Source organism: Rhodopseudomonas sp. RCAM05734 (genome assembly GCF_052658035.1).
In genome coordinates, this window is the sequence record NZ_CP199742.1 from 5,705,942 (window position 1) to 5,718,734 (window position 12,793).

Genomic DNA, 12,793 nt, shown 5'->3' on the forward strand with positions numbered 1-12,793 from the left:
GTTGCTGCCGGTCTCGCTCAGACCGGATCGAAGTAATGGATTTCCATCAGCATGCAGCCATTCACCGACTTGAACGGCCCGTGAAATGCACCGGGCGGGCGGCAGGCATAGGTGTGCGGCTGGAACGATTCTCCGCCATTGCCCTGCTCGTCGTTGCCGACGATAAGGTCGCCGGAGAACAGGAACACTTCTTCCCAGTATTCGTGAACGAACGGCTTGGTCGTGTAGATGCCCGGCTCGAACCGCAGGATGCGGGTGCGGCTGCCTGCCTTGTTCACCTCGTCCAGCGCGCCCGACAGGATCTTCTGCTGGATGCCGGCGGGATAGCCGGGCGGCACTTCCCAGCCAGTGCTCATGTCGAGGGTACGGAATTCGTCGTGCAGTTTGTTGATGGCCATGTTCAAGCTTTCTCGGTCAATCAGGCGACAGCGCGGGGAAACGTATCCGGATTGCTCCGGGGCGTCACTTCGTCGGCGAGGTCGTAGCCCGACAGCATCTTGTCGAGCAGACCCGCGGCGTTTTTCCAGTCATAGGTGCGGAAGGCGTGTCCCTTGGTCACGAAGGTCGCGCCGGCAAAGAACATCTCGTATTGCGAATGCCGGGACGCAAACTCGGATCCCACCGCATCCCAGGCCAGCTTGTAGAACTTCACCTTGTCGATAGCCCCCGCCGCGGGCGACTGCTGGGTCTTGCCGATCAGCCGCGAAAGCTCGGGATTATCGAAGTCCTTGACCGAGGACGGCAGCATGATCATGCCGCCACCGGCGAGTTCGCGCAGCGTGCCGATAATCTTGGCGTAGAGCTGCTGGGTCAGCACCTGCGCCGCGTAGAGCATCGCCCGATCAGGAATGAAATAGGCGCCGCGCTGCGTCCCCTTGGTCTCCATGGCGAGCACGAAGGCCTCGACCATGCTGACTTCGGCGGCCAGCTGGCCGAGCATCTCGCGCACCTGCGGAAAGCCGACGACGCCGTTGGTCTCCGCGGTCCGCATCGCGATGCCGATCAGGAAGCGCAGCTTCACCGTCAGCCGGATCATCGCCTGGTAGTTCTGATAGACATGGGCTGGCGTCGCATGGAACTGTTTCTGGCACATGGCGATGTCGTCGACGATGAAGACCCTGCTCCAGGGTACCTTCACATCGTCGAAATACAGCACCGCATCGTTCTCGTCGAAGCGGCTCGCCAGCGGATTGTCGAATACCGACGGTGCCGCGGCCTCATAGGACTTTCGCGACAGGATCTTGAGGCCCTTGGTGTTCATCGGGATTGCGAAGGAGACGGCATATTTCTCGTCGCCCGGCTGCAGCGGCTGGATGCAGCTCACGAACACCTCGTTGGCCATGATGCCGCCGGTCGCCAGCATCTTGGCGCCGCGAACGGTGATGCCCTCGGCGTCGCGCGACACGACGCCGGCCGACAGGAACGGGTCCGCCTGCTCGGCCGCGCTCTTCGAGCGGTCGGCCTGCGGGTTAATGATGACGTAGGTGAGATAGAGATCGTTGTCGCGGGCATAGCGGTAATAGTCGGACAATGCCGCGGCACGCTCCTTGTCATAGGCCTCGAACACTTCGAGACCCATGAACATGCCGGAGATGCACGAGGCGACATGATCGGGCGCGCGCCCCATGAAGCCGGCATGCAGCTCCGTCCAGGCCTCCAGCCCCTTGCGACGGGTGGTCAGCGCCGCGTAACTGCCCGGCAGTTCCCAGATGCGGTTGGCGCGGGTGCCGGTCTCGGTCTCGAACGTCATGAGCTCGCGATTTTCCGGCGCGCTCTGGAAGTCGAACATGCGGCCGACCGAGGCCACCACGCCGCGAAACGCCGGGTGGCTAGTGACGTCCTGCACCAGTTCGCCGTCCAGATAGATCTCGCGACCGTCGCGCAGGCTGTCGATATGCTGTTGACCAGTCTTGATCATGGAATGCCTCGTGCTCTGTTAAAACATCATGTCGGGTTGGCATCGGACGCGGTTGCGTCGCAGCCGCGGGCTTGACTTGGCAGGCCGTGATAGGCGCCGCGGAAAAAGATCAGCGGTTCGTTGTCAGGACGGGCGGAGAACTCCACCACTCGGCCGACGAAAATCACGTGGTCGCCGCCGTCGTATCGGGCGTAGGGCGCGCATTCGAAATGGGCCAGCGCGCCGGCAATCAATGGCGCGGCGGCGTGGCCCGGCCTGTGCTCGACGCTGTCCCAGCGGTCGCCGATCGACCGCGAGAAGGTGCGCGACAGGTGCTCCTGGTCGCGACCGAGAATATTCACCGCGTAGCCCGTGGCCTCGGTCATGGCCTGCAGGCTCGACGACCTGCGGTCGATGGAGAACAGGATCAGAGGCGGATCGACAGACACCGAATTGAACGAGCTCATGGTCATGCCGATCGGGCTGGCATCGGCCGACTGCGCGGTGATCACCGCCACGCCGGTGGCGAACTGGCCGAGCGCGTGGCGAAAAGCGCGGGTATCGACTGCAGCGGCGGCTGTCATGTTCACTCCGGAACCATATAGCTTTATTACAAAGGTATATTATCGAGGCGAAACGGCGGCTGTCAAGTTCGGCGACACTCCGGACGGCGGCTTGCCTATCCAACTTGTTTGCGATTCGGTCGCCCGGTATACCGATAACAACGCAGACGGGAATCGAATGGCGAGCAAGGTCAGACAACGAAAAGTGAAGGTCGAGCCGACCATCTCCCGGCAGCAACTGATGGTCGACGGATCGGACGCCGGGTTCCGCCAGTTCCTGCATGATACGCTGGCTTTTTCGGCGCGGTTGCAGGCGGTGCGCGCCCAGTTGGGCGCGGCAATCGGCCTGTCCGGCACGCAGTACACGGTGCTGATCGCCATCGCCCATCTGAGCGGGGGCGACGAGAAGGTCGGCGTCAACCAGATTGCCGCCCACCTCCATTTCAGCGGCGCCTTCATCACCATCGAAATCAAGAAACTGGTGACGAACGGACTGGTGGAAAAGGAGACAGACGCCGCCGACCGCCGTCGCGTCGTCCTCACCATCTCGCCAAAGGCCCGGGCGCTGCTCAACGAACTTGCGACGGTGCAGCGGCCGGTCAACGACATGCTGTTTCGGAGCCTGACAGTGAGCGATTTCGACAGGTTTCGCAAATTGATGTCCGCCATGGTCGAGGACGCCGACGAGGCGATCCGGCTGATCGATTACAAACTGGTCCAGCAGAAATCGGCGAAATAGGTCGACCGGATCTCGTCGATGCGGCGATCGACCCATGCCTGCCTCATCGTGCCTGCCTGAGCGCGCAGGGGGAAACCGCGAGGCTTCCCGCACCAATCGCAACCTGCGCGGCTTACTTGGCGCCGCCGGCGTCGAACAGGTTCCAGCGCCCGCCGCGGGCCTCGATGACGTAGATCGGCTTCACGGAGTCGCCGTTCTCGCCGAAGGTGATCTTGCCTTCCACCGTCGGCAGGTCCTTCTGGGCGCGCAGCTGATCGCGGATCGCGGTGCGCTCCTCGGCGACCTTGGCCGGCGCGCCGGTCACTTTGCCCTTCTTCATCGCTTCTGCATACATGTAGACGATGTCATAGGACGAGGCGTCGCTCTGGTTCGGTACCTTGCGGCTGCTGCCGGCCTTGGTGGCGCGTTCGCCGAAATCCTTGACGAACTTGCGGGTGGCGTCGTTGAGGTCGTCATAGAACGTGGTGCCGATTAGAGTGCCTTCGCCGGCATCGCCGAACCGCGCGGGCAGATCCGGATCGGCCACGGTGGTCCCGGCGATCAGGCGCCCGGTCACGCCCTGGCGCTTCATTTCCTTGGCGAGATTGATCATCGCTTCCGGCGGAGCGCCGAAGCCGATCACGTCGGCTTTCATCTGCGCCGGCTGCGACACCTGCGGCGACAGGTCGAACGCCTTGTACTGGAAATCGACAGAACCCTTGAGGGGGATCTTGGCTTCCGTGAAAAGGCCGGGCAGCACCGCGGTGCCGACCGACTTGGAGACGGCATCGTCGGTGGCGTAGGCGATGGCGGCGGAGGACGCCGGCAGCTTCCGGGCGACCAGCGACTTCAGCACGGTGCCGATCACCACGCCCTCATCGACGGTGTTGCGGAAGGCGTATTTGAACGGCGCGGCGATGCCGGGGGCCGAGGACGACATCGACATGGACACGATGCCGAGACGCTCGCCGGCCGCGAAGGCGACGCGTGCCTCGCCGGAGGAGAACGGACCGACCACAGCGAGCGCATTGTTGTCCTGGGCGAACTGCTGCACGGCCAGAACCGACTGCTTCGGATCGCCGGCACTGTCGAACTTCACGACCTTGATCTTGTTGCCGTTGATGCCGCCAGCGGCGTTGATCTCGTCCACCGCCATGTCGACCGCGATCTCGTTGTTCGACGCCAAGCTCACAAACGGGCCGGTCTTGGCCATGGTGAAGCCGATGACGAGGTCTTCGGCGCTGGCATGAGCGGTGCTCCCCAGCATCAGTGCAGTCACGGCAAGCAGGACTTTACGATTCATGATCGGACTTTCTCTGGTTGGAAGTGGGATCGGATAGGTTCATGCGGATTGGTGATCCGTCGTGGCGCCGCCGAGATAGGCCTCCTGCAGCCGCGGGTCCCTGGCGAGTTCTGATGGATCGCCCTCGAGCACGACGCGACCGAGTTCGAGCACCACGGCATGATGCGCGACAGACAGCGCTTTCCCGGTGTTCTGCTCGATCAGGAGGATGCTGAGACCGTCGCGGTTGAACTCCCTGATCAGGTCGAACAGCCGGCTGATGAACAGCGGCGACAGGCCGAGCGACGGCTCGTCCATCATCATCAGCTTCGGCCTGGCCAGCATCGCTCGCCCGACCGCCAGCATCTGCTGCTCGCCGCCGGACAGGCTGGAGGCGAGCATGTCCTTGCGGCTGGCGAGGTTGGGGAAGCGGTCATAGATCGCCTCGATCTCGCGGCGGACGGCCTGGGTGTCCTTGCGCAGGTGCGCGCCGAGCAGCAGGTTTTCCTCGATAGTCAGGGAGATGAGGATCTGGCGGCCTTCCGGCACCAGCACGATGCCGGCGCCGACCCGGCGGTGCATCGGCTGCGCGGTCATCCGCGCACCGGCGAAATAGATGTCACCGCCGGATGGTTTCAGCGCGCCGAGAATGCTGAGCAGCAACGTGCTCTTGCCCGCGCCGTTGGCGCCCAGCACGGCCACGATCTGTCCGTCGCCGACGCGCAGCGTCACGTCGCGCAGCGCGGCCACCCGGCCGTAGGATACCGTCAGGTTGGAGACTTCGAGCAGGGGCTGGCTCATGCCGCGTCCTCCGTGCCCAGATAGGCTTCGCGCACCCGCGGGTCGGTCTGCACGTCGGAGAACGAGCCCTCGGCAATCTTCCCGCCGAAATTCAGCACCACCACCTGACTGCAGATCGCGCTGACGAAATGCATGTCGTGCTCGATGACCAGCAGCGTCACGCCACGGGATTTCAGCAGGTCGAGATGCTGCTTCAGCTCCGCCGTTTCGGTCGCGTTCAGCCCTGCGGCCGGCTCATCCAGCATCAGCAGCGACGACGACGCCAGCGTGGCCCGCACCAGATCGATGCGCTTGCGAATGCCGTAGGGCAGCGCGCTGATCCGCTCGTGGGCGTATTTCTGCAACCCGCATTCTTCCAGCTCGCGCATCGCGCCGCGAATCCAGCGGTGGTTCGGGATCAGCCGGAACGGCTGCAGCAGATCCATCAGACCCGACGCCCGCACGTGCTGGCCGACCAGCAGATTGTCCAGAACGGTCAAGTGCGACATTAGCCGGATGTTCTGGAAGCTGCGCGCGATGCCGGCCTGGATGCGTCGGCGCGACGGCACCGCGGTCATGTCGCGGCCGTCGAGCGCGATGCTGCCGTTGCTGACGGCATAGACGCCGCTGATCAGGTTGAAGACCGTGGTCTTGCCTGCACCGTTGGGGCCGATCAGCGCCATCGAGGTCCCCTTGGTGACGTCGAAGGACAGGTCACGGATGACGCTGAGGCCTCCGAACGACTTGCCGAGGCCCTTCACCGACAGAAATGGCGCGGCCATCACGCGGCCTCCCGGACGAACTGCCGACGCAGATATTTCCCGAAGCCAGCGGTGATCAGGCCCTGCGGCCTGACCGCCATGAACAGGATGATGAAGATCGCAAACAGCGCATAGCGCCACTGCGCGCTGGCGCGCAGCAGTTCCGGCATCAGCGTGAAGATCAACGCGCCGACCAGCGGCCCCCAAACAGTCTGGGTGCCGCCAAGCAGGACATAGAGCACCGTATAGACGCTCAGCATCACGCTGAAATACTGCGCCTCGATGTAGTTGAAATAGTGCGCGTACAGCCCGCCGCCGATCGCCGCCACCGCGGCGCCGACCGTGAACGCGGCCACCTTGATCGCGCGGATGTTGATGCCCATCAGGTCCGACACCAGCGGGTCGCTCTTCACCGCGGTGAGATAGAGCGCGAACCGCGTGGTGGACAGCAGCGCCATGAAACCGATGACGCCGACCGCGGTGCCTATCACCGCGACCGCACCGACATGCGCGGTGACCGGATAGCCGGAGGCACCGCCAACCACATCCAGGTTGAGGAAGATCGCCGCGATCACCTGCCCCAGCGCGAAGGTCGCCAGCGCCAGATAGATGCCGTGAGTGCGGAGGATCGGGATAGCCACCAGCAGCGCCACGGCCGCGGCGAGCGCACCGCCGCAAGCAATGGCACCGACGACTGGAAAGCCCATCTCGTTGGTCAGGTATGACGCCGCATAGGCGCCGACCACCATGAAGCCGGCAATGCCGAGATTGAGTTGTCCCGCCGCCAGCGGCAGATATACAGCGTAAGCGGCGATCACGTTGAACGACAGCAGAACGAGGATGCCGAGATGATAGCCGCTCATCACAATTTATCCCTGGCCGCCGGCTTGCCGAGCAGCCCTTCGGGGCGGACGATCAGCAGCAGGAGCAACAATCCGTAGACGCAGATATTGACGAAGTCCGAGCCGAGCGACTGGATCGACAGCACCTCGACGAGACCGATCAGCAACCCGCCGATGATCGCGCCCCAGATGCTGCCCATCCCACCGACGATCATGGCGCTGACGCCCTTGAAGCCGAGATTTTCGCCCATGAACGGCGAGACCTGCAGGTAGCTGATCGCAAACAGGATGCCGCCAAGGGCAGTGAACAGCGCGTTGAAGACGAACAGCTGCGGCACCAGCGCGCCGACGTTGACCCCGAGCAGCGCGGCCGTATCGCGGCTCTCGGCGATGGCACGAATGCGGCGCCCGGCATTGCTCTTCTTCAGAAAGATCGAAAGACCGAACACGACGCCGAGCGAGATGATCAGGCTGATGAGCTGCGCCCCGCCGAGCACCACCGGACCGATCCGCATGTTGAAGTCGCCGATCACCTGCGGGAACGACTGTTGGTCGGAGCCGAGATAGATAATCGCAATGTTTTCCAGCAACACAAGGAAACCGAGCGAGCTGACAAGGGGCACTTCCGGGTCGCTGTTCTTGGCCGGACGGTACGTCAACCAGTACACCAGCAGCCCGACGAAACCGGCGCACAAGAACGCTGCACCGAAGGAGACGCTCCAGTGCCAGCCGACCTTGAGCATCGCCCACGACATCATGCCGCCGATCATGAACGTGCCAGGAATCGAAAAATTAAGGAACTTCAGAACACCGACCGCCAGCGTGAACGCCACAGCGATCAGCACATAAATTCCACCTAGCATAAGCCCGTTGATAACCTGCTGTACGATCATGCGCGCTTTTCGGTTTGAGCCGTCATACCAAATATCTTGCTTACAATGTTTGAGCGACCGAACGGCAACAGGCCGCATTCCCCATCTATCGCCGGCCTCCGTCCCGCGCAGCGCGCGCGCCGTTGCCACGCTCGATGCATCGTCAATATCGACGATCGCTTTGCGCCGCGCCCCCGGTCACTTCCCGAGCTTCCATCGCCCGCGAAGAAGACGGTGGGATCGGCGGCCGGACCATACGCTCCTTTGCCCGTATATTGCTAAACAACTTTGCTATTATTCAAAGTCAAATATTTAAGCAAGCCTTGCCGAATGTTTGCGCAAGATCCGGATTTGAGCGGCCGCTGGCCCATGGGTCACGCCGGCGCGCCCCGGCACACCTGCTCGCCACGGCACCGTCTCAACTTTTATTCGATTATTATCCTATTTCGACCTATAATCCGTTCCGTCCTGCTCAACGAGGGGCGCTGTCATGAGGCGTCTTGAGAGTGGAGCAGGATGCGGTGTCCCGCGCGCGTGCCTCGCAAGCACGCCCCGGGAGGCTGGAGGTCACCGTCCGGGCCCACTACGGGGCTCTGCCGCTCTTTGCCGGCTTGACGTGGACAGTGGCAACGCGGGGAAATCCCGCCGGAAACTGTCCCGGAAGAACGGTCCCTCAGCCATAAATCCCGCGGTGGCGCGCCGGCAGGCGCCGCGATCCATCGCAAGATGGACCGCGTCCCAACCACCACAACCGCGCCTGCCGGCGCGCCGCTCCCCTCATGTCCCGAGGGGAGAACTGCTCATACCTCGGACGCCATCGGCGCCGCGAGAACGGCAGAGCTTGGCTGTTTGACATTCAAATCGGAATTTGAGCGACACGCGCGGCTATGACGCGCAGATGCGCTGCACGTGGCGCCGACCGTCCGGCTCTCAGCCGCGTTTGACGGCGGAGAAGTAGTCGGGCGCCCCGATCTGTCCGCCCTTGAGCGCGATCTCGCGGCCGTCGCAGGACGGATCGTCGGCATAGGCGCGGCACAGCGGGGCACCCGGCGCAATCGGCGCCAGCGCGGTCAGCGCGTAGATGCCCATGGCGAGCGTCGCGTGGCCGGACGTGTCGCCGCCGGCGACCACGCAGCGGCGCAGCCGCGCCTTGCGCATCACCTGGTCGAGCAACTGCCCGAGCCCCTTGCCGATGCGATCGTTGACCGCGCCGCTGGCGCTGCCGCTGGTGGCGATGGCGGCGCCGAGCGCGGCGACGCCGGGGTCGTCGGGGCCGGCGGCCGTAAAGATGAGCGGATCGCGTCCCCGGCCGATGGCCGCCAGCGCGTCGTCCGCGGCCTGTCCGATCGCCCGCGCCCAGTCATCCGGATCCACCGCGCGCGTGGCATCGATCCGCAGCGCGGCGAAGCCGTTGTCGCAGGCATGGGCGATCTGCCCGGCGGTCACCGGCGAACAGGAACCTGACACGCAGGCGATGCGGTCGACGCCGCTGCGAACGGCGCGCTCGTCCGCCTTGTCGAGCAGGCCGCAGGCCTGCCAATACGCCACCAGCGCGTATTCGACGCCCTGCGATCCGACGGCGAACACGGGCCGTCCGCCACGTTCCCAGATCAGGCGGCCGGCCTCGATCAGCGTCTCCTCGTCGACGACGTCGAGCGCAACGATGCGCGCGCCCTGCGCCAGTTCATGCGCGAGAACGGCGTCACCGCGGCCCTGCTTCATGGAAACGAGATCGACCAGACCCATCGGCCGGCTGGTCTGGCGTGCGAGATGGCGACGCACGTCGGCCTCGTCCATGGGCGTCACCGGATGGCGGGCCATCACCGGATGGCGATCCAGCCGGTGCGCAGTTCCTGCCACCGCGGCGAACAGGTTGCCGAAGGCCTGGTAGCGCCCGATCGCCGGCGCCGCGACGACGAATGGAGTCCAGCCCTCCGCAAACACGCCGGCAGCGATATCGATGGCGCGGCCGATCGATCCGACATGCGGCGCCGAATCCAGTGTCGAGCAGATCTTGTAGTGCACCACCGGCGCATGCAGGGCTGCCAGCGCGGCGAATAGTCCCGGCAGATGGGCGTCCATCCAGTCCGGCGTCTGCGACCTCGCAATGCCGGCAATGCCGACCCCGCGGTAACCGGCAAAACGTTTCAGGCGTTCGGGCGTCGGCGCATCCAGGAACAGCGCCGTCGGCAGGCCGGCGAACGACATCACCTCCATGGTCGATGTCGAACCGGTGAAGTCGTCGCCGTAGAAGCCGAGCAGCAGCCCGTCGGGCAGCGCACGCGGAGCCGCAAGGCCGGTCATGCGAAGGAGCCCGCAAGGGCCTTGGCCAACGCCGGATGGCTGCGCGCATGGACCTCGAGCGGGATGCCGGCCATCGCCGCCTCGTAGGCGCAGCGAAGGCTGGTGACGCCGGCCGCCGGGCCATCGGGATGGGCCATGATGCCGCCGCCCGCGGTCACGATCAGATCGCCGGAGCCCAGCCCCTGAAAGGTCGCCGGTGCCTGCCGCGCCGACTGGCCGGACGAAAACACCGGCATCGCCAGGCACGGCTTGTGCGCGAACATCGGCGTGAGGCAGGCTTTCGCCGAAGCGATGACGCTGTCATCGTCTTCGTAGAATTTGCTCTGCAGGCCATTCACATGCATGTGGTCGGCGCCGGCCAGCCGCCAGAACTTCTGCCACGCCACATAGGACCAGCCGAGCAGCGGGTGACGGCCGAGATAGCCCCAGCCGTTGCGATGCGCATGGATCGGCAGTTGCGTGTGCCGTCCCAACTCGATCATGCCGACCAGACCGACCGAGTTGAGACTTGCCATGATGCAGGTGCCGCCCTGCGCCACGACGAAATCATGGCGCCGGCGCATCTGGTCGAGGTCGCCGGTCAGGTTGAAGGCGATCATCACCTTCTTTCCCGTGCGGTCGGCGTGCCGGTCGACCACCTCCATGACCGCCCGCACGCGATCCTCGAACGGACAGGCCGGACCGTCCGACTGCAACTCGTCATCCTTGACGAAATCGATGCCGGCCTCGCACAGCACCGAGACAAGCTGGGCGGTCTCGACCGGCCCGAAGCCGACCGACGGCTTCACGATCGACCCGATCAGCGGTCCGTTGGCCACGCCGGTCAGGGCGCGGGTGCCGGCGACGCCGAACTTCGGGCCGGGATAGGCGTCGGCAAAAACGTCCGGCAGCCGGATGTCCAGCAGACGCAACCCGGACGCCTGCTTCAGTTCGAACAGATTGCCGGCGACCGTGGCCATCAGATTGGGAAGCGACGGGCCGATGTTGTCGATGGGCCATGACAGCGTCACCCGCGCCTGCCGGATGGCGGTGGAGTCTGCCGGGCGACTCGCGCCGGGCAATGCCATCCGGTCGGCGGTGCCGACGATCTCCAGGGCTTCGACGCGCGCGGCGGCGCGTTCTTTCAATTCCGGCGTCTCTCCCGGCACCGCAACGAACGTGCCGCTGGACTGCTCGCCGGCCATGGTCTCGGCGGCCTTGCGGGGATCGAAGGCCGTTTCCAGCAGGTAGTCGGCTTCGATGCGTTTGAAGGAAGTCATGGTTGTCTCCAACGAAGCAGCGCCCCCCTGAATGGGAGCGCTGCGAGATTGTTCCGGCCGGCTTGCCGCGGACAGCGACGCCGGCAGGCATGGGTTAGCTGCCTAGGCGCCGGTTCCGGCGCGCAGGGCCACCGGCTCGGCGCTGCGGCCAACCAGATATACGACGATCGCCGACACCAGCATCACGCCGCCGACCACCAGCATCGAGATCTGGTAGGATCCCGTGGCATCCTTCACGGCGCCAGTGATGAAAGGCGCGGCGAAGCCCGCGGCATTGCCGACCGTATTGATCAGCGCGATGCCCGCTGCGGCGCCGGCGCCGGACAGGAAGCGTGCCGGGATCGCCCAGAAGTTGGGAAGCGCCGAGAAGATGGCACAGGCCGTGATGGTGATCGTGGCGATCGTCATGGCGGGCGATCCCATCGTCAGCGCCACCGGGATCGACAGCGCTCCGACCAGCGCCGGGACCCCGACGTGCCACCATTGCACACCACGCTTCGAAGCGTCCTGGCTCCAGAAATACAGCGCGAACGCCGCCGGCAGGTAGGGTACCGCCGTGATCAGCCCCTTCTCCAGGACGCCGAACTTGGTACCGAACTGAGCCTCAAATCCGGAGATGATCGTCGGCAGGAAAAAGGCCAGCGCATAGAGGCCGTAGACCAGACCGAAATACACCAGCGCCAGCGCCCACACGCGCCCGTTCAGCAACACGCTGCCGACCATGGCGCCCTGCGGGTTGCTCTTGGCGCGTTCCTCATTTTCGAGCGCACGGGTCAGCCACGCTTTTTCTTCGGGCGTCAGCCATTTCGCGTCGGCGGGTTTGTCGACGAGATAGTACCAGGCGATGATGCCGACGACGATCGCCGGCACAGCGACGCCAAAGAACATGATGCGCCAGCCGGCAAGACCGAAAGCGCCGTCAGCCTGCAACAATAGCCCCGCGAACGGCGCACCGAGCACGGTGGTCAGCGGCTGGGCGATGTAGAACAACGCCAGGATCCGGCTGCGATGCTGCTGCGGCACGCACAGGCTGAGATACAGGATCGCGCCCGGAAAGAACCCGGCTTCGGCAACGCCGAGCAGGAACCTCAGCGCATAAAGGCCCTCGGCGCTGCTGACCCAGGTAAACAGCAGCGCGATGATGCCCCAGGTCACCATGATCCGGGCCAGCCAGCGCCGCGCGCCGAACCTGTGCAGCGCCAGATTGCTGGGAATCTCAAGCAGAATATAGCCGACGAAAAACACGCCCGCGGCGAATCCGAATTGCGCGGCCGTGAGGCCGAGATCTCTGGTCAGGCCGTTGGGACCGGCGAAGGAGATCGCAGTCCGGTCGAGAAAATTGATGAAGAACATGAGCGCGATGAACGGCACGACGCGCAGCGATATTTTGCGCACCGCAGATTGTTCGACGCTCGCGGCTGTGTTTGCAGGCATGGTTTCCCCCTGTGGCCCTATTGAGTTTTGTTGTTTTGTTTTGGTTGGCTTGGGCACGCGCGTGCGTTGCGACGCACGTGC

General features: G+C 64.6%; 12 protein-coding genes. 1 reads left to right on the plus strand and 11 read right to left on the minus strand.

Translation table 11 applies throughout. The features are described 5' to 3' along the window. Nucleotides 1-17 precede the first annotated feature (17 nt). From ACUXVA_RS27240 to ACUXVA_RS27250, 3 genes are read right to left on the minus strand one after another with little or no spacing between them, the layout of a single operon-like run. Entirely contained in the window at nucleotides 18-398 is a 381-nt protein-coding gene (locus ACUXVA_RS27240) for a cupin (protein WP_265082812.1), read from the minus strand. 20 nt (nucleotides 399-418) lie between these two features. Continuing rightward, entirely contained in the window at nucleotides 419-1,918 is a 1,500-nt protein-coding gene (locus tag ACUXVA_RS27245) for a 4-hydroxyphenylacetate 3-hydroxylase family protein (protein WP_265082811.1), read from the minus strand. A 26-nt stretch (nucleotides 1,919-1,944) separates the two neighbouring features. Next, nucleotides 1,945-2,481, minus strand: coding sequence for a flavin reductase family protein (locus tag ACUXVA_RS27250; protein WP_265082810.1), 537 nt, complete (start codon nucleotides 2,479-2,481; stop codon nucleotides 1,945-1,947). Here ACUXVA_RS27250 and ACUXVA_RS27255 point away from each other — a divergent pair. Then, nucleotides 2,480-3,199 carry a MarR family winged helix-turn-helix transcriptional regulator gene (locus ACUXVA_RS27255; protein WP_445489240.1) on the plus strand — a complete coding sequence of 240 codons (720 nt, stop codon included), beginning with the start codon at nucleotides 2,480-2,482 and terminating at the stop codon, nucleotides 3,197-3,199. The two genes, ACUXVA_RS27250 and ACUXVA_RS27255, sit on opposite strands and share 2 nt — an antisense overlap. Before the next feature lie 112 nt (nucleotides 3,200-3,311). On the opposite strand, the gene ACUXVA_RS27260 is transcribed toward ACUXVA_RS27255, so the two are convergent. The 8 genes from ACUXVA_RS27260 to ACUXVA_RS27295 all read right to left on the minus strand — a co-directional run bounded on the left by ACUXVA_RS27260 (nucleotide 3,312) and on the right by ACUXVA_RS27295 (nucleotide 12,712). After that, the gene (locus tag ACUXVA_RS27260) at nucleotides 3,312-4,481 is read right to left on the minus strand and encodes an ABC transporter substrate-binding protein (protein ID WP_445489242.1); all 1,170 of its coding nucleotides are present in this window, start codon (nucleotides 4,479-4,481) and stop codon (nucleotides 3,312-3,314) included. Nucleotides 4,482-4,520: 39 nt separating this feature from the next. Beyond that, the gene (locus ACUXVA_RS27265; RefSeq protein ID WP_265082806.1) at nucleotides 4,521-5,261 is read right to left on the minus strand and encodes an ABC transporter ATP-binding protein; all 741 of its coding nucleotides are present in this window, start codon (nucleotides 5,259-5,261) and stop codon (nucleotides 4,521-4,523) included. After that, a complete protein-coding gene (locus ACUXVA_RS27270) occupies nucleotides 5,258-6,022 on the minus strand; it encodes an ABC transporter ATP-binding protein (protein ID WP_265082805.1) in 765 nt (254 codons plus the stop codon). The genes ACUXVA_RS27265 and ACUXVA_RS27270 overlap by 4 nt, the downstream gene beginning before the upstream one ends. After that, nucleotides 6,022-6,864, minus strand: a complete 843-nt coding sequence (locus ACUXVA_RS27275; RefSeq protein WP_265082804.1) for a branched-chain amino acid ABC transporter permease — start codon at nucleotides 6,862-6,864, stop codon at nucleotides 6,022-6,024. Before ACUXVA_RS27275 ends, ACUXVA_RS27270 begins: the two co-directional genes overlap by 1 nt. Next, entirely contained in the window at nucleotides 6,864-7,736 is an 873-nt protein-coding gene (locus tag ACUXVA_RS27280) for a branched-chain amino acid ABC transporter permease (RefSeq protein ID WP_445489245.1), read from the minus strand. The genes ACUXVA_RS27275 and ACUXVA_RS27280 overlap by 1 nt, the downstream gene beginning before the upstream one ends. Before the next feature lie 909 nt (nucleotides 7,737-8,645). After that, complete coding sequence (locus ACUXVA_RS27285; RefSeq protein ID WP_445489247.1) at nucleotides 8,646-10,019, minus strand: four-carbon acid sugar kinase family protein; 1,374 nt, start codon at nucleotides 10,017-10,019, stop codon at nucleotides 8,646-8,648. Continuing rightward, nucleotides 10,016-11,278, minus strand: coding sequence for a ribulose-bisphosphate carboxylase large subunit family protein (locus tag ACUXVA_RS27290; protein WP_265082802.1), 1,263 nt, complete (start codon nucleotides 11,276-11,278; stop codon nucleotides 10,016-10,018). The genes ACUXVA_RS27285 and ACUXVA_RS27290 overlap by 4 nt, the downstream gene beginning before the upstream one ends. A gap of 102 nt (nucleotides 11,279-11,380) precedes the next feature. Further along, nucleotides 11,381-12,712, minus strand: coding sequence for an MFS transporter (locus ACUXVA_RS27295; protein ID WP_445489248.1), 1,332 nt, complete (start codon nucleotides 12,710-12,712; stop codon nucleotides 11,381-11,383). Between the last annotated feature and the right edge of the window lie 81 nt (nucleotides 12,713-12,793).

Bases quoted from the DNA above. Each gene is read 5' to 3' on its own strand.
- ACUXVA_RS27255 (WP_445489240.1), top strand. From the start codon at position 2,480: ATGTTCACTCCGGAACCATATAGCTTTATTACAAAGGTATATTATCGA.
- ACUXVA_RS27240 (WP_265082812.1), bottom strand. From the start codon at position 398: ATGGCCATCAACAAACTGCACGACGAATTCCGTACCCTCGACATGAGC.
- ACUXVA_RS27270 (WP_265082805.1), bottom strand. From the start codon at position 6,022: ATGGCCGCGCCATTTCTGTCGGTGAAGGGCCTCGGCAAGTCGTTCGGA.
- ACUXVA_RS27260 (WP_445489242.1), bottom strand. From the start codon at position 4,481: ATGAATCGTAAAGTCCTGCTTGCCGTGACTGCACTGATGCTGGGGAGC.
- ACUXVA_RS27290 (WP_265082802.1), bottom strand. From the start codon at position 11,278: ATGACTTCCTTCAAACGCATCGAAGCCGACTACCTGCTGGAAACGGCC.
- ACUXVA_RS27280 (WP_445489245.1), bottom strand. From the start codon at position 7,736: ATGATCGTACAGCAGGTTATCAACGGGCTTATGCTAGGTGGAATTTAT.
- ACUXVA_RS27275 (WP_265082804.1), bottom strand. From the start codon at position 6,864: ATGAGCGGCTATCATCTCGGCATCCTCGTTCTGCTGTCGTTCAACGTG.
- ACUXVA_RS27295 (WP_445489248.1), bottom strand. From the start codon at position 12,712: ATGCCTGCAAACACAGCCGCGAGCGTCGAACAATCTGCGGTGCGCAAA.
- ACUXVA_RS27265 (WP_265082806.1), bottom strand. From the start codon at position 5,261: ATGAGCCAGCCCCTGCTCGAAGTCTCCAACCTGACGGTATCCTACGGC.
- ACUXVA_RS27250 (WP_265082810.1), bottom strand. From the start codon at position 2,481: ATGACAGCCGCCGCTGCAGTCGATACCCGCGCTTTTCGCCACGCGCTC.
- ACUXVA_RS27285 (WP_445489247.1), bottom strand. From the start codon at position 10,019: ATGACCGGCCTTGCGGCTCCGCGTGCGCTGCCCGACGGGCTGCTGCTC.
- ACUXVA_RS27245 (WP_265082811.1), bottom strand. From the start codon at position 1,918: ATGATCAAGACTGGTCAACAGCATATCGACAGCCTGCGCGACGGTCGC.